The sequence below is a fragment of the Lentzea sp. NPDC020367 genome (assembly GCF_044387305.1).
In the GTDB taxonomy this organism is placed as follows: Bacteria; Actinomycetota; Actinomycetes; order Mycobacteriales; family Pseudonocardiaceae; genus Lentzea.
In genome coordinates, this window is sequence record NZ_JBIRVV010000018.1 from 13,406 (window position 1) to 35,238 (window position 21,833).

The window sequence follows — 21,833 nt, forward strand, 5'->3', positions numbered from 1 at the left end:
TCCCGGAGGTTGGGTTGTGAACGTCCCCGCATGGATGTGGCTCGCGACGATCGGTGGTCTGCTCGTACTGCTCGCGGTGGACCTGGTGATCGTCGATCGAAAACCCCATGAGGTGACGATCGGTGAAGCAGCCCGCTGGGTGATCTTCTACGTCGCGATGGCGGCCCTCTTCGGTCTCGGCATCTGGTACTTCTCCGGTGGTCAGTACGCCACGGAGTTCTTCGCCGGGTACATCACCGAGTACTCGCTGAGCGTCGACAACCTCTTCATCTTCTTGATCATCATGACGACGTTCAAGGTGCCCGCGATCCACCAGCACAAGGTGCTGCTGATCGGCATCCTGATCGCGCTCGTCATGCGTGGCATCTTCATCGCGGCCGGCGCGGCGCTCATCAGCCAGTTCAGCTGGGTGTTCTTCATCTTCGGCGCGTTCCTCATCTACACCGGCTGGCAGCTGGCGCGGGAGAACCACGACGAGGAAGAGGAGTACAAGGAGAACCTCATGCTCCGCATGGTGCGCAAGGTTTTCCCGGTCACCGACGACTACCACGGCTCGAACTCGTTCATCAAGATCGACGGCAAGCGCTTCGTGACCCCGATGTTCATCGTGATGGTCGCGATCGGCTCCACCGACCTGCTCTTCGCGCTCGACTCGATCCCCGCGATCTTCGGGCTCACCAAGGAACCGTTCCTGGTGTTCACGGCCAACGCGTTCGCGCTGATGGGCCTGCGCCAGCTGTACTTCCTGCTCGGCGGCCTGCTGGAGAAGCTGGTCTACCTGTCGATCGGCCTGGCGGTGATCCTGGGCTTCATCGGCGTCAAGCTGATCCTGGAAGCCCTGCACACCAACAACCTGCCGTTCCTCAACGGCGGCGAGCCCTTCCACGTGCCGACGATCGGCATCGAGGTCTCGCTGTCGGTGATCATCGGCGTGCTGGCGATCACGACGGTCGCCAGCCTCCTCAAGGTGCGGCGCGACCCGGACTCCGTGAAGCACGTCGGCGCCGACGCCGGCCACTGACCGACAGACGAACAGCGCGGCACGTGTGTCCTGTGGACACACGTGCCGCTTCTGTTTTCGGACCTGTACGTGTTGGGCCTTCTCCTGGTGGACGTTCCCTCGAACGGAGCGGCTGGACTCAGCTGACGGAGACGCCGTTCTGGTAGACGGCGCGGACGGCCTGCTTCAGCGTTCCGGCCTTCACGTGCTGCTCGGCGTCCCCCTCCACGAGAACGAGATCCGCGAGCTTGCCCGGTGCGAGCTCACCGAGGTCGTTTCCGAGGCGCATCAGGTCGGCGGCGGACGTGGTGGTCGCGTAGAGCGCCTCCGCCGGGGACATGCCGTACTCGACCATCAGCGTGAGCTCGTTGAGGTTGTCGCCGTGCGGGCCGACGCCGGAGTCGGTGCCCATCGCGATCTTCACTCCCGCCTGGTGCGCCTTCTGGAACGCCTGGAAGTGCTGCGAGACAACGGCGTTGGCCTTGTCCAGGATGACGTCCGAGATCGCCATGCCGGCCGCGGCCTGGTCGAGGACCATGCGCGGGGCCATCAGCGTCGGCACGAGCCAGGTGCCGTTCTTGATCATCTCGTCGACGCCCTCGTCGGTGAGGAACACGCCGTGCTCGATGGACCGCACGCCGTTGCGCACAGCCGTGAGGATGCCGTCGCCGCTCATCGCGTGCGACATGACCGCGATGCCCGCGGCGTTGGCCTCCTGCACGATCATCGCGATCTCCTCGTCGCGGAAGTGCGCGTGCCGAGGGTTGCTGCGCGGGGACATCACGCCGCCGCTGGACGCGATCTTGATGATGTCGGCGCCGTGGCGGACCAGCGTGCGGATGACCTTGCGCAGTTCCTCCGGACCGTCGGCGACGGTGTCCGGCAGGCCGGGGTGCAGCGGCGGCGAGATGTGCGCGCCGCACTGCATCCAGTCGTCGTTGTGGCCGCCGGTCTGCGAGACCATGTTGACCGCGATCTGCATGCGCGGGCCCTGGATCAGGCCGCGCCGGACCGCCTCCGCGACACCGAGGTCGGCGCCGAGCGCGTCGCGGACCGTCGTGATGCCGCACTGCAGCGTCGCTTTCATGTTCCCGATCGCCTCGTAGAACGGCAGCGAGAACGGCGTGTTCAGCGACCGCACGAGGTCGGCACCGCTGAACATGAAGTGCACGTGGCAGTCGAACAGTCCCGGCAGGATCGTGTGGCCGGTCGCGTCGACCTTGGTGTCACCATCGAGTCCGATGCCCACGTCCACGATGCGGTCGCCCTCGACGACCACGTCGCCGGGCTCGGTCGTCCGGCCGGTGAAGACCCGGCCCCCAGAGAACACGATGCGCGTCATACGCGGGAATCTATGCGCTGAGTCAATTTTTGTGATCGGTCAACAAATAACTCTGAGCCTTGCTAACAAGTTCTGTTAACGTCCTGGCCGTGCGCCCTGAAGACCTGCAGCTGCTCACCACGCCCGGCACCGTCGCCGTGTCCGGAGACCTGGTGCTGGTCAGCATCACCACGCCCGATCTCGAGAAGAACACCTATCGGGGCGGTCTGCACCGGGTGTTCCCGGATGGCACGACAACACCGTGGACGCACGGTGATCGTGACAATGCGCAGCGCATTTCTCCCGACGGCCGGCTGGTCGCGTTCCTGCGCGTCAGCGGAAAGTCGAAGCCGCAGCTCTACGTCGTTCCGGTGGACGGCGGCGAGCCCCGCAAGCTGACCGATCTCCCGCTCGGCGCCGGCGCCCCGGTGTGGTCGCCGGACTCGTCGCGGCTCGTCTTCGTCGCCCGCGTGCCGGAGGAAGGCCGCTACGGCACGACCGACGACGGTCCCGAGGCCGAGGCACCGCGCCGCATCACGCGCCTGGATTACCGGGTGGACGACGTCGGCTTCCTCGCCGACCGCCGCCCGCGCCTGCACGTCGTCTCCCTCGACGGCACGGTTTCCGAGGCGACCGACGGTTCCTTCGACGTCTCCGACCCGGCGTGGATCGACGACTCGACGCTCGTGTTCGTGGCGCCGCGCGACCTCGGCGTGGCCGAGACGTTGCACTCCGACCTGTACACCGTTCCCGCAGCCGGCGGCTCGGCGTCGTTGCTGGTGCGCGCCGCCGGCGAGGCCTCGATGCCGTTCGTCGCCAACGGCTCGCTCTACTGGCTGGGCACCGAGTTCTCCGGCATCGACGCCGTCGCACGCAACCTCGGTCTGTGGAAGGCGTCGCTCGACGGCTCCTCTCCTGTTCGGCTCATCGACGGCGAAACCGTTGACGTGGAACGACTTTCCGGCCAGCCCGTGGCCGACTCCGCCGGCGTTCTGCTCGTCGTGCGCAACCGCGGCGCGTTGGAGCTGCGACGGATTCCGTTCGACGGCGGGGCCGGCGAGGTGCTGGCGGGTTCGTCGGCCGCTGTCCGGTCGTTCGCGACGGACGGGTCCACTGTGGTCGCCGTCGTGTCCACTCCGGACAGCCCCGGTCAGGTCGAGTTCGTCGGAACCGGTGTGCGCACGGCGTTCTCGTCGGTCGAGGCACGCCGCGTGGTCGAACTGGAAGGCTCCGCCTCCGACGGCTACCCGGTGCACGGCTGGCTCGTGCTGCCTGAAGGTGACGGCCCGCACCCGGTCGTCATGGCGGTGCACGGCGGCCCGTTCATGTACCACAGCTGGGGTTTCTTCGACGAGGCCCAGGTCTACGCCTCCGCCGGATACGCCGTCGTGCTGCCGAACCCGCGCGGTTCCGCCGGCTACGGCCAGGCCCACGGCCAGGCGGTGATCGGCAAGTTCGGCTCCGTCGACGTGGACGACGTCCTGTCCCTTTTGGACGTTGCCCTCGCCCGTGAGGATTGTGATGCCGACCGCGTCGGCGTGATGGGCGGCTCCTACGGCGGCTTCATGACGTCGTGGCTGTCCGCGCACCACGGCGAACGCTTCAAGGCGGCCTGGAGCGAGCGCGCCGTCAACGCCTGGGACTCGTTCTCGGGCTCGTCGGACATCGGCTACTTCTTCGCCGACGCCTACTGCGGCAACGATCCCGAGGCGCAGCGCGCGATGTCGCCGCTGACCTACGCCGAGAAGATCAACCTGCCGTTCGCCGTCGTCCACTCCGAACAGGACTGGCGTTGCCCGCTGGAGCAGGCGCAGCGCATGTTCGTCGCGTTGAAGCGGCGTGGTGTCGAGGCGGAGATGCTGATTTTCCCCGGCGAGGGGCACGAGCTGACCCGCACCGGGCAGCCGCGGCACCGCAGGCAGCGCTTCGACGCCGTTCTGGAGTGGTGGGGCCGCTACCTCAAGGCCTGACCCGCCCGGAAGAGCCAGCCGACCGGTGATTCCCGCACCGCGTCCGCCTTCAGCCACACGCGGACGCGGCGCGGGACCAGCTTCACCGAGCGGAGCTTGTCCTCCAGTTCGGCGAGTTCGGCACGCACGAGCTCGTCGAGCGCGACGGTGATGTGCAGGTTCGCCGTCGCGTCCGCCCGCAGGTCGGTGAGGTGATCGCCGATGTGCGCGCGGAAGCGGTGGAAGTCCTGGGGGAACGTCTCGCGCAGTTCGAGGATCTTCTCCACCGGAACGTCGTCGAGGCCCGCCGGTATGACGGTCTGCACCGCGGCGGTGATGAACTTCTGCCTCACCTGCGACCTGTGCGGGCGCGGCGACGCACCGAGAAGCACCTCCATGACGCGGTCGACGCCCTGCTCCAGAAGAGCGTTGTGCGGCAGGCGCTGATCGGTCACCGGGTGCAACGACTCCTGCTCGGCCAGGACGTTGGCCAGCATGCACATGTACACGGCGGCGAGGTCCGGGTGCATGCCGAGCCAGTCGCCGCCGCGGCCCCGATGCCGTTCGCCGAGGCCGTTGTCCACGATCATGTCGACGAACTGGTGGCTGAACTTGTCGTAGTGCAGGTAGGTGAGGCGCCGGTCGGCCATCGGTCCTGCCGACGAGCCTTCGGTGGGCGTCCACTCACCGCGCCTCTCGATGCCGAAGCGGGTGCGGAGTTCCTCCGCGCTGGACCCGACCACGAAGAGGAAGTGGGCCGAGTCCCTGAAGAACGCCCTCGTGGGCAGCACGTCGCTGAGCACCCCTGCCGCGACGAACTCGGCCGAGACCGGGGAATCCTCCGGGAAGTAGTTCTGCGGGACCAGACGCGTGATCATCGGCCAGTACATCGCCGCGTACTTCAGCCAGGTGTCGTCGCGGATGTGGATGTACGGGTAGTAGAAGGCGATCGCGGACGCACGTTCTCGCGGACGTTCCAGGTGCCCGATCTGCACTGCGGTGCCGTGCACCGGTCCGTTGATCTCGTTGTACGTGCTCACCCGAGCAGTGTGTAGTTGAGCTCCTCGCACACGCGCGCCAACGGGAGATCAAGACCCGGATGGTCCAACGGCAGCAACACGTCCGGCGCCGCGGGCAGCCCGGAGGCCCCGGGCGGGTCCCACAGGCAGATCGCCGGGTCGCCCGAGTCCATCGACGACCGGTACCAAAGCCCGTCCAGCTCCGGATAGGCCGCCCGGATCGCCCGTGACCAGGCCTGGGTCACGATCTTCGGCCCGGTCGAGATCTCCTGCGAGGCCCCGACGCGCGTCGGCCACAACCCGCCCAGGTCCAGCAGCCGCAGCGTGCGGCGCGGCCGGAGAACGACCAGGAACGGCGAGCGGGTGCGGCGGTCGACGATCGACGTGGCCTGGAAGACCTCGGCGATCGACGTGCGCACGGACAGGCCGAAGTAGAGGACGCCGTTCTCGTGGTCCTGGACCGGGCTGCCGTCGTCGGCCGGTTGCTGCGCGTCGAAGCGGGCGTGGGGGAGCGGGCCCGTGTAGCGGAACGTGTTCCAGCGCTGCGGGTGGGAGCCCTTCGCCGTGAACACGCGCACCAGGCGGGTCGCCCGGTGCACCGCCACCACGTCCTCGGTGCGGCGCAGGTGTGCTTGGAGCACGGCAGGGGCAGGCGGCTGCGGAAGCCGTGACATTCGGGTCCTGTCGGTGTTCGGGAACGCTCAGGCAGGTGTGCCGAGCGTGGAGGCCAGGGTGGCGACGCGCCGGGGGTCTCCTCCGGCGAGGAGCCACTCGCGCGGGGTCGCGGGCTTGCCGTCGACGGGCAGGTCCTCCTGGCGGGTGGTCATGAACGCGGCGACGACGAGCGCCGGCTGGTCCGACGGGATCTCCGCCAGCACGGTTTCGAGGCCCGGGAGCACGCCGGTGCCCGCGAACTGCCACGCGGGCAGGCGCCAGCTGCCCCTGTCCTTCCAGCCCACGAGCCTGCCGACGCCCAGGCGGTGCCGGATGCGGCTCGTGTCGACCTGGAGCTGGCGCGCGGCCTCGTTCACGGTCAGCGCCGAGTCGCGCAGCACCGCGTGGGCCACGACCGTGCGGGTGCGTGGCTTCGCGTCGGACGGGCCCGCCGGCGAGAGGTCCAGGCCCACGTCGGTCAGTGCCGCCTGCTGGTCCGGCGTGAAGTACGTGGCCGGTTCCGGGTGTGGCGGGGCGAGCCTTCGTGCCGCGTCGGTCACGAGGGCCAGGAACTCGTCGGGACTCACCTGCAGGCCGGCCTTGGCCAGCACCGTCTCCAGGGCAGGACTCATGCGCACAGAATATCCCGTGCGTGCGCATTTGTGCGCCCTACGAACGGCTCAACCGGAAACGTTCGACGTTGCGCGCTCACGCGACGACGCTACGTGAGAATTCCCGGTCCGGACCGGTGACGTGGGCCTCATCTGGCACATCGATACCATTCCCGGATGCAGCTCGACCGCACCGCCAAGCGGGTCGTGGTGGCGTGGGCCGCCGTCATGGTCGCCACGATCGCCTACGTCCTGTTCCGCCCGCCGGGGTGGTCGCTCGACCTGCGCGTCTACCGCAACGGCGGCGCGGCGTTCCTCCAGGACATCCCGCTCTACGTCGAGGGCTTCGCGAAACCCCTCGGTGGCCCCGACCTGCCGTTCACCTACCCGCCGATCGCCGCCGTGTTGTTCAGCCTGCTGGCGCTCGTGCCGCTCGGGGTCGCGATCTTCGTGGTGGCCGCGGCGAACCTCGCCATGCTCACCGGGCTGTGCCTGATCGCGGCGGGCCGCGTGCTCGGCTGGGGACCGGAAGCGGTGAAGTGGGGACTGGGCGCGGCGGCGGTGTCGTCGATCTTCGACCCGTTGCGCGAGACGTTGTGGTTCGGTCAGATCAACCTGCTGCTGGGCCTGCTGGTGATGGCCGACTGCCTGCTGGAACGCACGCGCTGGTGGCCTCGGGGCGCGCTGATCGGGCTCGCGGCCGCGATCAAGCTGACGCCGGCGTTCTTCGCGTTGTACTTCGTGGCACGACGGCAGTGGAAGCCCGTGTTCGTGTCCATCGGCTCGTTCTTCTTCTTCGGGCTGCTGGGGTTCCTCATCTCGTTCGGCGACGCGAAGGAGTACTGGACGCACGCGCTGCTTGACCCGGGCCGCGTCGGGCGCCTCACCTACGCGTCGAACCAGGCCATCCGCGGCACGCTCGCCCGCTTCGGCCTGGAGAACGGCGCCCAGGTCGGCGTGTGGCTCGTGCTGGCACTGCTCGTCGTGGCGGCCGTGTGGTGGCTCGCCTCGCAGCTCGGGGACGTCGAGGCGTTCTTCGTCGTGGCGATCGGCGGGCTGCTGATCTCGCCCGTGTCGTGGGGGCACCACTGGATCTGGATCGCACCCGCGCTCGTGCTGCTCTCCCGGCCCGCGTTGCGCCGTCACTGGGCCTCGTGGGCGGTCGTGGCGGTGTTCGCGATCGGGCCGCACTGGCTCTTCCCGCGCGACAACGACGTCGAGCGGAACTGGGCGTGGTGGCAGCAGGTGATCGGCAACCTCTACGTGTTCGTCGGGGTCGCCGTGCTGGTCACACTCGCGGTGCGGGTTGTACGAGACCGCCGTCGAGCTGCTTCAACCGCAGGCTGAACAGCACCAGCACCACGCCCCACAGGATCGCGAAGACGCCGATGGTGATCACGAACGCCAGCGCGCCCGCAGCCGGGTTCACGATCAGGATGATGCCGAGCAGCACCGTGAGCGCGCCGGTGACGACGTAGAACCACTCGTTCGTCATCACCTTGCGCAGGCGGATGGCGTCGACGATCTGCAGCACGCCCGTGACGAGCGCCCACGCCGCGATGAGGAGCAGCAGCGCGGTCGCCGTGATGCCCGGCCAGAACAACGCGATCAAGCCCGTGACCAGGCCGAGCACGCCGATGAGGCCGAGTGCCCAGCGGGCGGGCCACTCCTTGTGGGTCAGCGTCAGGTACAGCATCATCGCGCCGTCGAAGAGCGCGTAGGCGCCCCAGAGGATGATCAGCGCCAGCAGTGTCAGGCCCGGCCAGACCAGAGCGGCCAGGCCGAACAGGACCGCGAACACCCCGCGCACCGTGAAAAGCCACCACCGTTGCATGTTCAGGATCGTCTCGGCTGTTGCTGGGCTCGGCAACCTGAGACCCTCGACCGGTGCTGATCCGAGTGGCTGACTGGGAACGCATCCGATCCGGCGAGATCACGCTCCAGTTCCGGCGGTGGAAACGGCCGACCGTGCGCGCCGGCGGGAGGTTGCGGACGTCGCTGGGCGTCCTCTCGATCGACGAGATCGAGGTCGTGTCGCGGGTGACCCGTGCCGAGGCGCTGGCGGCCGGTTTTCCGACCGTCGCCGCGCTGAAGTCCTCTGTGGATGGACGGGAGGGCTCGCTCTACCGGATCCGCCTGCGTTTCGCGGGCGAGGATCCGCGCGTCGAGCTGCGTTCGTCGTCCGATGTGGACGGAGTGGAGCTGACGGAGGCCGCCCTGGCGCTGCTGCGGCTGATCGCGGCGAAACCCGGCGTGCGGGCCGCGGACCTGGCCGCGTCGATGGGCCGCGAGAAGCTGCCGTTCAAGGCGGACGTCCGCAAGCTCAAGGCCAAGGGACTGACCGAGTCCCTGCGGGTGGGGTATCGCCTCTCCCCGCGAGGAGAGGCGTACCTCAAAACCCTCGACTAGCCCTGGCCCGTGATGATCGTGACTGCCCGGTCCTGCGTCTGCTCGTTCACCTCGGCGACCTGGAAGCCACGCGCTGCCGCGTGCGCCACCAGTTCGGGCTCCGGCGGCAGGCCGTACTTGCGCAGGTAGTGCGGCACGGCGCCGGCCCAGATCCAGGTGCCGTCGGTGCGGAAGTTCAGCGGCACGTCCTGCTCGCCGCTCTGCGAGAACTCGTCGAGGTCGTAGCTGCGCGCGGCCAGCACGACCGGCGCCGACTCGAGGTAGGCGAGCAGTCCGTCGAGCAGCTGCGGGTCGACCGGCTGACGGTTCACGATGATGCGGCCGTCGTCGTTCTTGCCGTCGTACACGCGTGCCGTGCGCAGCTCGTCCGAGCCCGCCTGCGGCTGGTCCGGCTGCGCGGCCGGCACCTGGTACTCCTGCTGCGGCTGCTGGGGTTCCGGCTCGGGCGCGGGCAGCGGCGGCAGGCCGACGCGCTGACGCCACCAGTCCGGGATCATCCGGTCCGGCCGCGGGAACGTCTGGAGCTCGTCGCGGAAACCGATGGGCGGCGGCGCGTTCCGCCAGCGCGGCTCGTCCTCGGCGTTGAAGTCCACCGTGAACGCCGCCGGTGCCTCGATCTCGTACGTCGCGCTCAGCCACGTGCCGCGCTCGGGGTGGTACATGCCCCCGCGCAGGTGCCCGAACATCTGCACGACGTCCATCGGTGGCCGCACCGGTCGCAGCTGGCCATCGGGCCCCGCGAACGCCAGGTCGACCTCGATGTGCCGGCCTGCCGCCCGGTACTCGGCCCGGATGCGCTGCCAGCCCTGCGGTACGGCAGGCAGCATGGCACGGCCGATCTGCCGCACCAGCTGCTGCTGGTCCTGCTCGCTCAGCGGTGTAGCCGGCTGGCTCATGTGGTCCTCGCCCCTCTCCCCGTGAAAGCCCGCTGATCTTATCGGGCTGCCGTGACGCGCGCGGGCCGGTCGTACACCCCACGCCGTTCGCACCACTCTGAGTGGGTGTCCGGCCCTGCGGTTCCACCGGTCAGCGGTGCGACCGGGCTCCGCTCAGCAGGTTCTCCGGCAGGTAGCCGGACTCGACCTCGACCGGGAACCCGTTGTCCCTGCCGCGGATCGCCACGGCGAGCACGGCGAGCGAGACGAAGCCGTCGGGGTTGTCCGCGAAGCCGGCCTGACGCCAGTGGTCGCGGTGCGCCTCGGTCGCCTGCACCAGTGCGTCGGTGAAGTCCTCCGGCCCGCCGCGCAGGACGCGGAACAGGACGTTCACCGGCGGGTACGCCACGAGCAGCATGAAGTCGCTGGAGGCGAACCTCGCCCGCCTGGGATCGGTCAGGTCGATCACGGACTCGAGCAACGCGGGCGGAACCTGGTCGCCGCGGAGGTGGCGCTGCATCGTGTCGACCCAGGGGCCGACGTACTCCTCGACCTTCGCGCCGCTGCCGAGCAACGTGTACTTGCCGACCGCGCACAGTTCGGCGACGCGCTGCTCGCTGCGCGTGATGATGGCGAGCCAGGCCGCGGTCAGCCAGTCGACCGGGGTGGCGTGGTGGTTCGGGCCGAGCACGGGCAACCGGTACTCCCGGTCGCCCAGCCGGTAGGGGACGAAGTCCTCCGACTTGGACGTGCGGGCGAAGACCGCGTTCGCCGTCTCGGACGCGAGCACGGCCGCCTGCCACGTCTCTTCCTCGCTCGCGGCGGGATCGAGCGCGGTGAGGTGCTCGAAGCGCGTCAGCGCCCGCCTGCGTGCGGCGCTCAGCGCGTCCGGGTCCGACTCGACGTCCTCCAGCGCCGACGCGATCAGGCGCTGGAGCGTGTCCACCTGAGCGCGGGCGAACTCCACGTCGATCTCGTGCCTGAGGATCTCGTGCATCGTGGTGGCCGGTCGGTCAGAGGCCTTCGTGCGTCCAGGAGCCGTTGTACAGGTACGGCGGCAGGTACTCCGACGTGACCTCGATGGGGATGCCCGCGTCGTGCGCGATGCTCGCCAGCCCGAGGGGGCCGATGGCGACGTACCCGTTCGGGGACTCCTCGTTCTCCTCCGTCGACCAGAGTTCCTTGAACAACTCCAGCGCTTCCGCGAGGGCCTGGTTGAACTGCTCCTCGCGGCCGGAGTTGATGATGTTGTGGAACAGGTTCAGCTGCGGGAAGGCGACGACGCGCACGTGCTCGCGGTGCACCGGGTCGACCTCGTCCGGGCCGGTGGCCTTCAGCGCCGCGTTCAGCGCCTCGTGCACGCCGGGTTGCTGGAGGTTGAACTTCTGGAACATGTCGACCATGAGGAAGACGTAGTCGGGCTCTTCGCTGCCGGAGGCGCGCAGCACCTCAAGAGGCACCGCGCTCAGCTGCTCCGTCTTCGCGACGTCCCTGGCGATGGCCGCCAGGTAGTTCGTGGTGAGCCAGGTGCCGCCGGACGCGAAGTACACGGGGCCCGTCGCGGTGACCGGGATCTGCTTGCCCCGCAGCGTGATCTCGACCTGCGCGCCTTCCTCGGCCGTGGCCACGGCGTAGATCGCGGCACCGACCTCCGCGGCGAAGAGCAGGCTGTCCCAGGTGTCGCCGTTGCTGCCCAGCGGGTCGACCGCGCACCGGTGACCGAGGTGGGCCAGCGCGTCCCTCATCAGCCCGCTGAGCGCGATCGTGCGGACGTTCTCGAGGGAGTCGACCGTCTCCTCGATGCGCCGCTCGATCTTGGCCAGCTGCTTGGCGGACCAGTCCGGATCGACCTCGTGTCGGCTGACCTCGACCACCTGGGGCTCACTCCTCGGTTTCCGTCTGCCACTTCATCTTGAAGTGCTTCGTCTCGTAACCGTCGTAGACGTCCACGCGTCCGCCGGGGTACTTGTCGTTGAAGCCGTGCTCGCGCTTGTAGGCGTCGAGCTCTTCCGGAGTCAGGTCCTTGACGTCCTCCGCGTGGTGCTTCTGGAGGTAGTCGTCGAGGCTCATCTCCTTGACCTTGGCCTGCGTCACAACGTACTCGACACCGGGGTGGTTCGGGTCCCGGCTGGCCGTCAGCAGACGGTCACCGAGCTCGTTCTCCCGCAGGTAGGCGGCCTTGAGGTCGTTGACGGCCTGGTCGACGTCGGTCTTGCTCATGCCCTGGCCCTCGAGCTCGGCACGCATCTTCTTCTCCGCCTTGGGGGAGAGCTCGCGGTCGCGCATCTCCTCGGCGATCTTCTCGAAGTACGTGTCGTGGCCCTGCTTGACGAGGACGTTGTCGCCGTTGAGCGCGTTGCCCAGGCCGGCGCTCGGTCCCTTCGCCTCGACCACGACGAGCCTGCCGTCGCCGGTCTCCCACACCTGGTCGAACCGGCCGCTGCCGGGCAGGCCGGGGTCGATCCGGGAGGGCGGCGGCGGACCGGGGTAGATCTCGGGCGTCGAGTGCATGCCCGCGCGGTCGCCGAGTTCCTCACCGATCTTGGTGAGACGTGCCTGGGCGGCCTTCTCCTCGGGCGAACTGGTCTCGGCGTCCTTCTGGTTCTGGTTCTCCTGCCGGCGTTCGTCGACGAGGTCCTGGTTCTCGCGCTTGAGCTCCGGGTCGACGTCGTCGCCGCGGGACGTGTCCACCTTGTCCTTGTGGAAGTCCGGCGGGATCGGCGTCTGGTCCTCGGACAGCACGAACTCGTCGCCCTGCCTGCGCACGGGCGGCACCGGGTCGCCGTTGGCGTCGGAGATGAGCTGTTCCTTGCGCGGGATGCGTCCCTGGGAGTCCTCGTCGAGGTAGTACTTCTTCCGGTAGTCCGGGTCGTTGACCTTCTCCTCCATCGACGCCTTGGGGTTGCGCGTCTCGATCTCCACGGGCTCGGGATCGATGTGGCGCTTGCCGTTGCCGTCGTCGCCGCGGTCCCTGGCGTCGGTCGGGTCGAGGTCCTTGTCCTTGTCGTGCGTGCCGGGCGCGAAGCCGTCGTCGCCGGTCTTCGTGGACGACCCGTCCGGGTGGTGGGTCTCCCACTCGCCGTTCGGCGGGATCTTCGGCTGGCGGGTGCCGTCGGGACGGATCTCGGGGTCGCTCGTGAAGACGCGGCCGTTGGCGTCGGTCCAGGCCGGCTTGGTCGGGGCCAGCACGGGCGCGTCGAGGTGCTTGGAGAGCTGCTTCGCGAAGTCGTTGCTGGCGGCGTCGCAGCCGATCAGGCGGACCGGCTTGCTGCCGTCGTAGCCGGAGCGGCGGAGCATGTCCGCGTACTCCTTCGGCGTGTAGTCGTGGCCGCCGATGCGGGCCCTGCCGTCCGGGGTGACGTGGACGTCCGCGGTGAAGTAGCGCGGGTCGTTGGGAACGCGGTGCGGCAGGTCGCCCATGTCCGGGTCGCCACCGTGGTGCGAGACGCCGGACGGGGTGGTCTCGGCGTGCCGCTGGTGCGCCTCCTCCGGGGAGGGGCGGTCCGCGGGCGGGGCGTCCTGGTCGTGGTGGTTCGGGCTGTCGGGGTCGCCGTCGTGCGGCTTGTCCGGGGTGTTGTCGTGCGGCTTGTCGGCGTCCGGGCCGTGGTGCGGCGCGTCCGCGTCGGGGCGGTGGGGCGCGTCGGCGTCGGGGCGGTGGGGCGTGCCGGCGTCGGGACGGTTCGGGGTCGCGGCTTCCGGGTGGGTGCTGTCCGGGGCGCGGTGGGGTGCCTCGGCCGTGTCGGTGCCCCGGTGGCGGGGGCCGTCCGGGGTGTGCGGGCGGGTGCCGTCGGGACGCGAGCCGTCAGGACGCGAGCCGTCAGGACGGGTGCTGTCGGGGCGCGAGCCGTCGGGGCGCGAGCCGTCCGGACGTGAACCGTCCGGGCGGGTGCCGTCGGGACGGTTGCCGGGGCCGCTGCCGTCCGGGCGGGACGGGCTGTCGGGCCGGTGTGGTGCGTCGGGCCGGTGGGGGGCGTCGGGACGTGACGGACCGCCGTGGGGCGCGTCCGGTCGGGACGGCGAGTTCGGGCCGCCGTGCGGCGCGTTGGGCCCGTGCGGAGTGTTGGGCGCGTGCGGTGCGTTGGGGCCGCCATGCGGCGCGTTGGGTGCGTGCGGTCCGTTGGGCGCGTGTGGCGAGTTCGGGCCGCCGTGGGGCGCGTTCGGGCCGTGCGGGGTGTTTGGACTGTGGGGTGCGTTGGGGGCGTGCGGTCCGTTGGGCGAGTGCGGTGCGTTCGGGCCGCCGTGGGGCGTGTTCGGGCCGTGCGGTGCGTTGGGACCGCCGTGTGGCGCGTTGGGCGCGTGTGGCGCGTTGGGACCGCCGTGTGGCGCGTTGGGCGCGTGTGGCGCGTTGGGACCGCCGTGTGGCGCGTTGGGCGCGTGTGGCGCGTTGGGACCGCCGTGCGGTGCGTTCGGCGCGTGTGGTGCGTTCGGGCCGCCGTGTGGTGCGTTTGGGCTGTGGGGTGCGTTCGGCGAGCCTGGGCGCGTTGGTGCGGACGGGCCGTTGTGCGGTGCGTCGGGACGTGACGACGGCGTCGTGTTGCCGTGCGGTCCGTCGGGACGCGACGGTCCGCCGTGCGGGCCGGACGGGGCCGTGTTGGGGCGGCCCTGGGGTGCGTCGGGGCGTGACGACGGTGCGTTCGGGGCGTCGGTGCGGGCCGAGGGGGCGTTCGGAGCCGTCGGTGCGGACGACTGCGGGCGCATCGGGGCGTCGCCGCGAGGGGCGTTCGGCGCGGACGGGCCGCCTGCCGCGGGGGCGTGCGGTGCTCCCGCCGACGGGCTGTGCGCCGGCGGCATGGTCGGGGTGGACGGTGCCGACGGGGCGTGCGGTGCCGCCGCCGAAGGGGAGGTGGCGCGGCTCGGGGGAGTCGCGTCGGGACGCGCCGCGTTCGGCGAGCCGGCCGAAGGGCCGCCGGTCGACGGGCTGTGCGGGGCACCGCCCGAGGGGGCGTGTGGCGCGCCGCCAGCAGAAGGCATTCCGCCCGAAGGCGCCGAAGGCGCGGAAGGCATCGAGGGTGCCGAAGGGGAGGACGGCATCGACGGGGACGACGGTGCGCTCGGCATCGACGTCGGACGGGCTGGGGCGTCCGCGCGGGACGCCGACGTCGACATGTCCGGGGAGCGCGGCGCGGGGGCGCTGGAGCCCAGGTCGCCGCGGCTGCCGGGGGTGCCGGTCCAGCCCTGGCCGGGACCCGACGGCGGACGGCCTCCCGCGGAGGACGACGGTGCGCCGCCGCCGCCGGCATTCGGGGCGCCGCCGCCCATCGGGCCCGACTGGGAGGGCGTCGACGACGGGGAGGTGTCCGGGGCGCGGGTGGGGGCCTGCGGGGCGTCCGGGCGGAGAGGTGCCTCCGGCGGTGCCACCGAGGACTGGACGGTCTGGCCCGTGTTGCGGGCCGGCGCCGGTGCGTCCGGGGTCGACGAGGTGTGAGGGGCGCTCGGGGCCGCAGGTGCGGAAGGCGAGCCGGGAGAACCGGGAGAGCTGTCGGGCGAACGCGGGGCCGAAGGAGCCGAGGCGTTGTCGGGCGCCCGCGACGGGGCGTCGGGCGCCGAGCTGTCCGGGGCGCGGGAAGGCGACGGCGCGGACGAGGGCGACGAGCTGTCCGGAGCACGCGAAGGCGCGTCCGGCGACGAAGGTGAAGAAGGTGACGACGGCGAGGAAGGCGACCCCGGCGAGGAAGGTGACCCCGGCGGCGAGGACGAGGAAGGAGACGACGGCGAACTGTCCGGAGAGGACGGTGAGGAAGGCGAAGAGGGCGAGGACGGCGAAGTGTCCGGAGAGGACGGTGAAGAAGGCGACCCGCCCGGAGACGAAGGCGAACCCGGAGACGAAGGCGAGCCAGGAGAAGACGGCGAGAGGTCCGGAGCGTTGGTGCTGTGGAACAGGCCACCGGGCTTGATGGACTTCGTGGAGATCACGTCGAGACCGGTCACCTTGCCGACCAGCTTGCCGACGACCTTCATGATCTTCGTGAAGATCTCGACCAGCTTGCCCAGCAGCGGCGAGACCTTCTTGATGGTCTTGATGAGCTTCTGGATCAGCTCACCGATCCGGGTGGCCCACTTCGAGATCGCGGTCACGGCCTGCGCCACGATCACCGGCGTGCCGAAGCCCAGCGTGAACACGGCCTCCAGCACCCACGTGATCAGCTTCGCGACCAGGTCGGCGATCAGGTCGCGCACCATCTCGCGCACGAACCCGACGACCATGCCCATCACACCGACGACGGTGCCGACCGAACCAGCGGTGGAAGCGGCGCCGGACAACGCGTCCAGCTGCTCGCCCGCGGCCTTGCGGTAGGCGTCGGCCGCGCCACCGGTCCACGAACCGGTGCCGTCGACGGCGGCCTTGTAGTCGCCCGCGATCTTGCCGAGCTCCTGCGAGACGTTGCCCCACGTCGTCGAGTACGACTGGATCACCGGCGGGTCACCCGCCAGCCAGTCCAGCGCCTCCTTCAACGGCTGCATGTGTTCCATCAGGAACGAGGCCGCGGACGACAGCAGCGTGCCGAACGGGTCGATCGCCATCGAGGCGGCGTCGGCCACGAGACCGACGACGCCGAGGCCGCCCTCGATCCAGCTGCCCTCGGAGATGCCCTTGTACGCGTCCACCGCCGAGTCGGCGATGGAGAAGCCGGTGGCCCAGCCGTTGTCACCGGTGCCGGCGTTGAAGAAGCCGGACGGTTCGGCGGGGGCCTTCGCCACCAACGGGTTCGGTGAGGACATCAGACGCCACCCTTCAGCGTGCGGGTGATCTGGTCCTCGACCTCTTGGTAGTGCTTCGCGGTCTCGGTGACCTTCTTGGCGGTGGCCTCCATGGCCTCCGCCGCGCCTTTCAACGCGTCCATGCCCCACTGCTCGACCGGATCGAGCAACATCCGGAACGGCTGGCAGATGATCCCGTACGCGTCAGTCGGCATCGACACGGTGTTCGCCGCGTCCACTGCCCCCTGCAGTCGCCCGTGCAGGCCCTCCAAGGCCTTGGCGTGCGCTTCCAGCACGTCCGAGGTGACGTTGAAACCACCGGAAGTCATCGAACCCCCTCAAGTTCGAGCAGCGGACAGAAAGATCAGGAGAGCACGGACTCCCCGCCGAAGTCGTCGTCATCGTCTGACGGCGGCCGGCGGCGCGGGGGAGGCGGCTGGGTCGGGCGGGGCGGAGGCGGTGCTTCGTCCTCCACCCGGAAGTTGATCTCGTTGCGGTCGTACGGCGTGCGCGTCGGCTCTTCGGCCGGCGGCGCCGGGAAGTTCTTCTTGGCCTCGTTGAACAGCACGTTGGCCGTCTCGTCCTGCGTGCCGATGGTCTCGGCCATGGCTTCCTGCAGCAGCTCGGGAATCCGGGACTGCGCGCGCTGCAGCAGCTTCATGATCTCGCCGCTGACCTCGGACATGCGCTTGCCGGAGGCGGACTCGTTGATCACGAGGTTCTGCAGGATCCCGTTGGACCCGACCAGGATCTCGATGGAGCCGTCCTGCGACCGCTCGGAGATCGTCATCCCCTGAACGCGCGTCGCCATCTCCTGATAGCGCGCGGCGCGTTCCTGGATGTTCTGGTTCCAGTTCGCGAGCATCTGCTCGGATCCGGCGATGTCCTCGGGCACCGGTGATTCCCTCCCAAAGCGGCGGCGGACTCAAAGGATGACGCAGCCGGATCCGATCTCGTTCCACCATGAGGTCAAATCGGCTGTGCAGACCAACGGCGTCCCACTGATCGGACCAGTGGGACGCCGTTACGTCAATCAACACAAGTCAAAGATCGCGCAGGGCGAGTCGACGAAAAGCGCGTCGACCCGCCCTGCGCGGGGTCACGTGCTAGTTGATGCCCAGCAGGTCGACGACGAAGATCAGCGTCTCGTTGGGCTTGATCACGCCACCGGCACCGCGCGCGCCGTAGCCCAGGTGCGGCGGGACGACCAGCTTGCGGCGGCCACCGACCTTCATGCCCTGGACGCCCTGGTCCCAGCCCTGGATGACACGGCCGCCGCCGAGCGGGAACTGGAACGCCTCGCCGCGGTCCCAGGACGCGTCGAACTGCTCACCGGACGAGTGGGACACACCGACGTAGTGCACGGACACGAACTGACCGGCCGTGGCCTCCGCACCGTCGCCAACGGTGATGTCCTCGATCAGCAGGTCGGCGGGCGCCGGGCCGTCGTGCGGGTCGACCTCAGGCTTCGTGGGGGCCATCACAACTTCCTCTCGGAACGGGGTTGTTCGCGCTCGATCCAATCACGCGGGGGCGGGCGCGGCCGAATGGCCTACGCGGACCAGCCCTACCCGGCCAGGAGTCCTCATGTCTTTCTTTAATCACCACCGGCCCCGCGGCCGGGAGACACAACAGAAGAAGGAGATGATCATGGCGGCAACCCTGCACCGCCTCCGGTCACTGCTCGGTGCGGCACTGGCGGCGGCAACGCTGTCCATGGCCTGCGTCAGCGTGGCCGAAGCAGCTCCGACTCCGGCCACCGACGGTGAGTTCGGCACCCAGATCGTCGGCGGCACGCGCGCGAGCACGTCCACCTACCCCTGGGTCGTCTACCTCGCCACGAGCAGTGGTTTCCAGTACTGCGGCGGCACTCTCGTCGCTCCCAACAAGGTCGTCACCGCCGCGCACTGCACCGAGGGCGACTCGGCGTCCGCGGTCCGGGTCGTGGCGGGCCGCGACGACAAGAACTCCACCGCGGGCACCGTCGCCCGGGTCACGAAGATCTGGATCCACCCGAGCTACCGCGACGTGACCCTCGGCTACGACGTCTCGGTGCTCACGCTCGACCGCAACCTGTCGCAGACCCCGATCCCGTTCGCCACCTCGGCGGACAGCGCGCTCTACAACGCGGGCACCAGCTCGACGATCCTCGGCTGGGGCACCACGTCCTCCGGTGGTTCGGCCTCGCGCTACCTGCTGCGCGCCACGGTGCCGCTGACCAGCAGCTCCAGCTGCACCAGCTCGTACGGCAGCGACTACAAGGCCACCCACATGGTGTGCGCCGGTTACGCCCAGGGCGGCACCGACACCTGCCAGGGCGACTCCGGTGGCCCGCTCGTGGCCGGTGGCAAGCTGATCGGCATCACGTCGTGGGGCGAGGGATGCGCGTCCGCCGGTTACCCCGGCGTCTACACCCGCGTCTCCACCTACGCGGCGCAGATCCAGGCACAGCTGTAAGAAACGTGCGGCCGGGAAGGGGCAACCCTTTCCGGCCTCGCTTACGTCCTGGAGACATGAACGGCAAGAAGCTGTTGGCCGGCGCCGCCGTGCTGGTCGTCGCCGGAGTGAGCGTGAGCTCCGCGGTGCGGGACGAGACCCTCGCACCACCACCGATCGTGGACTACGGGCCGGTGCGCCTTGTCGCGTTCGATTCATGTGACAACGCATTGACCGAACTGCGCCGCGCCATGGCCCCGTACGTCAGCGCGTACGGCATTGGCAGCCACAACTTCCTCACCATGGAGGGGACGGTGGCGGACAGCGCGGGCGTCGCGCAGAAGAGCGTGCCCGACGCTCCCACCGCCGCCACGCCGCCCACGCAGCAGCAGGACCACTCGACGACGAACGTCCACGAGCAGGGCGTCGACGAGCCGGACATCGTGAAGACGGACGGAAAACGCGTCGTCTCCATCGCCGACGGCAAGCTGCGCGTCATCGACGTCGCGTCCAAGTCGATCACCGGCACGGTCGACCTCGGCGAGCGCAGGGCGAGCCAGCTGCTGGTCTCCGGCGACCGCGCACTCGTGGTCGCCGACGGCCCCGTGCCGATGATGAAGCCGTCGCTGCCGCCCGACCGCCCGTCGATCGCGCCGGAGACCGCCACCGAGCTCGTCCTCGTAGACCTCAAGGGGCTCAAGGAGATCAGCAGCCTCAAGACCGACGGCTTCTACCTCGACGCCCGCCAGATCGGCGGCACCGCCCGCGTCGTCGTCCGCTCGCAGCCGCGCCTGCCGTGGGTGTACCCGGACCAGACGACCAACGAAGCAGGATCGTTGCGCCGCAACAAGGAGATCCTGCAGAACGAGCCCATCGGATCGTGGCTGCCGCGCTACGAGCTGAACGAGAACGGCGCCAAGTCGAGCGGAACCCTGGTCGACTGCGCGAACGTCAGCCGCCCGTCCGCACCGAGCGCGACGTCGATGCTGACCGTGCTGACCTTCGAGCTCTCCGGTCAGCTCGGCACCGGTCAGCCGGTCTCGATCGTGGCCGACGGCGACACCGTCTACGGCACCGACCGCAGCCTCTACATCGCCGACGACCACCGCCTGCTGCCGGAACTCCCTTCCAGGCCACCGGTTCAGCGCCCGATCACCACGGCGATCCACCAGTTCGACATCGGCAGCCCCGGCCCGCCCAAGCACGTCGCTTCCGGTGACGTGAACGGCACGCTGCTCAACCAGTACTCGCTGTCCGAGCACGAGGGCGTCCTCCGCGTCGCCACCACCACGGGCACCGAAGGCCCTTGTTGCTGGCGGATGCCCGCGGACGTGGTGCCGCAGCAGAACATCGCGCCGGCGCCGTCGGAGAGCTTCGTCACGACACTGCGCCGCGAGGGCAACCAGCTCGCCAAGGTGGGCCAGGTCGGCGGGCTGGGCAAGAACGAGCGGATCTACAGCGTCCGGTTCATCGGCAAGCTGGGCTACGTCGTCACGTTCCGCCAGACCGACCCGCTCTACACGCTCGACCTGAGCGATCCCAGGCAGCCCAGGGTGACGGGCGAGCTGAAGATCACCGGCTTCTCCGCCTACCTGCACCCCGCGGGCGACGGGAAGCTGATCGGCGTCGGCCAGGAGGCGACCGAGCAGGGCAGGACGACCGGCACCCAGGTGTCGCTGTTCGACGTGGCCAATCCCGCGTCACCGCAACGACTCGCGCAGTACCACCTGCCGAACTCGAGCTCAGAGGCCCAGTTCGACCCGCACGCGTTCCTCTTCTGGCCGCAGGACGGCACGCTCGTCATCCCGGTGTCGGCCTACCGGTCGAGTCCCGAGGTCTCCTCGTTGGTGCTGCGCGTCGAGGGCAACCAGTTGCGCGACAACGGCAAGATCGTCGAACCGTCCAGCCCGAACAACTACGGCGGCCCGAGGCGCACGATCGTCATCGGCGACCAGCTGTGGTCGATCTCCAACGCGGGCGTGCAGGTCAACGCGCGCAGCGGCCTGGCACAGCAGGCCTGGCTGCCGTTCACGCAGTAGCGCGGTCTCCGTTGAGCAGGCGGTGCGACAACACCGTGCCGCCTGCCATCGCCGCCGGGATCACGACCAGCGCGGCCAGCGGGATCAGGCACAGCAGGTAGGTCGGCACGGCGAGCCCGAGCACCAGGCCACGGCGCGTCGCGAGGATCTGCCTGCGCTGCTTGAACGTCCGGCCGCGGCGCGTGAACGGGATGCCGGTCAGCTCGATGCCGAGCAGGTAGCCGTTGATGAGCACGGCCAGCACCGGCACGACGGTCTGCCCGACGATCGGGATGAACCCGCAGAAGAACAACGGGATCGCGAACAGGATCGACGTGCCGACCAGCAGGAGCGTGCCGCGCAGCCCCACCAGGAACCCGCGCCACCAGCCGATCTGCTCCGCCTCCGGCACGCCGCCGAGCTCGTCCTCGACCTCTTCCGAGATGTACTCGTAGAACGGGCCGCCGATCATGAGCGTGATCGCGGTGAACAGCAGCACGCTCAGTCCGAGCCCGGCCGCGATCACCGAAATTCCGACGGCGACCTCGACGACGCTCTTCCAGGTGTCGCTCCACGAGTCCGCGAAGCCGGTGAGCCATCCGGCGATCGAGTCGATGTTCGTGACCAGCAGCACCCAGCCGCCGATCATCAGCACGGCCGTGATGACCGCGGGCAACGCACCCATCAGCACGCGCTTGGGCGAGCTGAACACCAGGCTGAACCCACGCAGCAGCAGACCGACACCGGCACCGAAGTCCTTGATCACGCGCGCAGGATAGTCGGTTTCGTCCCCTGCTGAGACGCGGTGGAGTGATTTCGCGCGGAGCGGCATGATGGGCGGT

19 protein-coding genes are annotated in these 21,833 nt (G+C 69.6%); 6 read left to right on the forward strand and 13 right to left on the reverse strand.

The genetic code is table 11. The annotated features are described in order from the left end of the window. Positions 1-16: 16 nt before the first annotated feature. Entirely contained in the window at positions 17-1,021 is a 1,005-nt protein-coding gene (locus ACH413_RS41665; RefSeq protein ID WP_360046778.1) for a TerC family protein, read from the forward strand. A gap of 118 nt (positions 1,022-1,139) precedes the next feature. Here ACH413_RS41665 and ACH413_RS41670 read toward each other — a convergent pair whose 3' ends face one another. Next, positions 1,140-2,342, reverse strand: coding sequence for an amidohydrolase family protein (locus ACH413_RS41670; protein ID WP_360046779.1), 1,203 nt, complete (start codon positions 2,340-2,342; stop codon positions 1,140-1,142). Between the two features lie 89 nt (positions 2,343-2,431). On the opposite strand from ACH413_RS41670, the gene ACH413_RS41675 reads away from it, so the two are divergent. Continuing rightward, complete coding sequence (locus tag ACH413_RS41675) at positions 2,432-4,291, forward strand: S9 family peptidase (protein WP_360046780.1); 1,860 nt, start codon at positions 2,432-2,434, stop codon at positions 4,289-4,291. Here ACH413_RS41675 and ACH413_RS41680 read toward each other — a convergent pair. Genes ACH413_RS41680 through ACH413_RS41690 form a run of 3 tightly spaced genes read right to left on the reverse strand, consistent with a single transcriptional unit; the run spans position 4,276 to position 6,575 of the window. Then, the gene (locus tag ACH413_RS41680) at positions 4,276-5,310 is read right to left on the reverse strand and encodes a DUF6236 family protein (protein ID WP_360046781.1); all 1,035 of its coding nucleotides are present in this window, start codon (positions 5,308-5,310) and stop codon (positions 4,276-4,278) included. The two genes, ACH413_RS41675 and ACH413_RS41680, sit on opposite strands and share 16 nt — an antisense overlap. Next, positions 5,307-5,963, reverse strand: coding sequence for an RES family NAD+ phosphorylase (locus ACH413_RS41685; RefSeq protein WP_093596775.1), 657 nt, complete (start codon positions 5,961-5,963; stop codon positions 5,307-5,309). Before ACH413_RS41685 ends, ACH413_RS41680 begins: the two co-directional genes overlap by 4 nt. 27 nt (positions 5,964-5,990) lie before the next feature. After that, the gene (locus ACH413_RS41690; protein WP_360046782.1) at positions 5,991-6,575 is read right to left on the reverse strand and encodes a DNA-binding protein; all 585 of its coding nucleotides are present in this window, start codon (positions 6,573-6,575) and stop codon (positions 5,991-5,993) included. A gap of 156 nt (positions 6,576-6,731) precedes the next feature. On the opposite strand from ACH413_RS41690, the gene ACH413_RS41695 reads away from it, so the two are divergent. Next, positions 6,732-7,901 (forward strand): glycosyltransferase 87 family protein, encoded by a 1,170-nt coding sequence (locus ACH413_RS41695; RefSeq protein WP_360046783.1) that lies wholly within the window; start codon positions 6,732-6,734, stop codon positions 7,899-7,901. Here the strand turns inward: ACH413_RS41695 and ACH413_RS41700 are convergent. Beyond that, complete coding sequence (locus ACH413_RS41700; RefSeq protein WP_360046784.1) at positions 7,843-8,388, reverse strand: DUF308 domain-containing protein; 546 nt, start codon at positions 8,386-8,388, stop codon at positions 7,843-7,845. The two genes, ACH413_RS41695 and ACH413_RS41700, sit on opposite strands and share 59 nt — an antisense overlap. Before the next feature lie 53 nt (positions 8,389-8,441). On the opposite strand from ACH413_RS41700, the gene ACH413_RS41705 reads away from it, so the two are divergent. Beyond that, entirely contained in the window at positions 8,442-8,963 is a 522-nt protein-coding gene (locus ACH413_RS41705; protein ID WP_360046785.1) for a hypothetical protein, read from the forward strand. Here the strand turns inward: ACH413_RS41705 and ACH413_RS41710 are convergent. The 7 genes from ACH413_RS41710 to ACH413_RS41740 form a co-directional block, all read right to left on the reverse strand. Beyond that, complete coding sequence (locus ACH413_RS41710) at positions 8,960-9,859, reverse strand: hypothetical protein (RefSeq protein ID WP_360046786.1); 900 nt, start codon at positions 9,857-9,859, stop codon at positions 8,960-8,962. The genes ACH413_RS41705 and ACH413_RS41710 overlap by 4 nt on opposite strands. A gap of 130 nt (positions 9,860-9,989) precedes the next feature. Next, entirely contained in the window at positions 9,990-10,835 is an 846-nt protein-coding gene (locus ACH413_RS41715) for an immunity 49 family protein (RefSeq protein ID WP_360046787.1), read from the reverse strand. 16 nt (positions 10,836-10,851) lie between these two features. Then, positions 10,852-11,712 (reverse strand): immunity 49 family protein, encoded by an 861-nt coding sequence (locus ACH413_RS41720; RefSeq protein ID WP_360046788.1) that lies wholly within the window; start codon positions 11,710-11,712, stop codon positions 10,852-10,854. 7 nt (positions 11,713-11,719) lie between these two features. Further along, the gene (locus tag ACH413_RS41725; RefSeq protein WP_396425804.1) at positions 11,720-16,558 is read right to left on the reverse strand and encodes a hypothetical protein; all 4,839 of its coding nucleotides are present in this window, start codon (positions 16,556-16,558) and stop codon (positions 11,720-11,722) included. Then, a complete protein-coding gene (locus ACH413_RS41730; RefSeq protein WP_360046789.1) occupies positions 16,558-16,866 on the reverse strand; it encodes a type VII secretion target in 309 nt (102 codons plus the stop codon). Before ACH413_RS41730 ends, ACH413_RS41725 begins: the two co-directional genes overlap by 1 nt. Positions 16,867-16,901: 35 nt before the next feature. Beyond that, positions 16,902-17,432: a YbaB/EbfC family nucleoid-associated protein gene (locus tag ACH413_RS41735; protein ID WP_360046790.1), complete on the reverse strand. Its 531-nt coding sequence runs from the start codon at positions 17,430-17,432 to the stop codon at positions 16,902-16,904. Between the two features lie 211 nt (positions 17,433-17,643). Then, positions 17,644-18,018, reverse strand: coding sequence for an FKBP-type peptidyl-prolyl cis-trans isomerase (locus ACH413_RS41740; protein ID WP_360046791.1), 375 nt, complete (start codon positions 18,016-18,018; stop codon positions 17,644-17,646). A gap of 169 nt (positions 18,019-18,187) precedes the next feature. Here ACH413_RS41740 and ACH413_RS41745 point away from each other — a divergent pair, with 169 nt between their 5' ends. Beyond that, complete coding sequence (locus ACH413_RS41745) at positions 18,188-18,994, forward strand: serine protease (protein WP_360046792.1); 807 nt, start codon at positions 18,188-18,190, stop codon at positions 18,992-18,994. Positions 18,995-19,050: 56 nt separating this feature from the next. Next, positions 19,051-21,012, forward strand: a complete 1,962-nt coding sequence (locus ACH413_RS41750; protein WP_360046793.1) for a beta-propeller domain-containing protein — start codon at positions 19,051-19,053, stop codon at positions 21,010-21,012. Here ACH413_RS41750 and ACH413_RS41755 read toward each other — a convergent pair. Further along, complete coding sequence (locus ACH413_RS41755; protein ID WP_360046794.1) at positions 21,002-21,757, reverse strand: EI24 domain-containing protein; 756 nt, start codon at positions 21,755-21,757, stop codon at positions 21,002-21,004. The genes ACH413_RS41750 and ACH413_RS41755 overlap by 11 nt on opposite strands. Positions 21,758-21,833 lie beyond the last annotated feature (76 nt).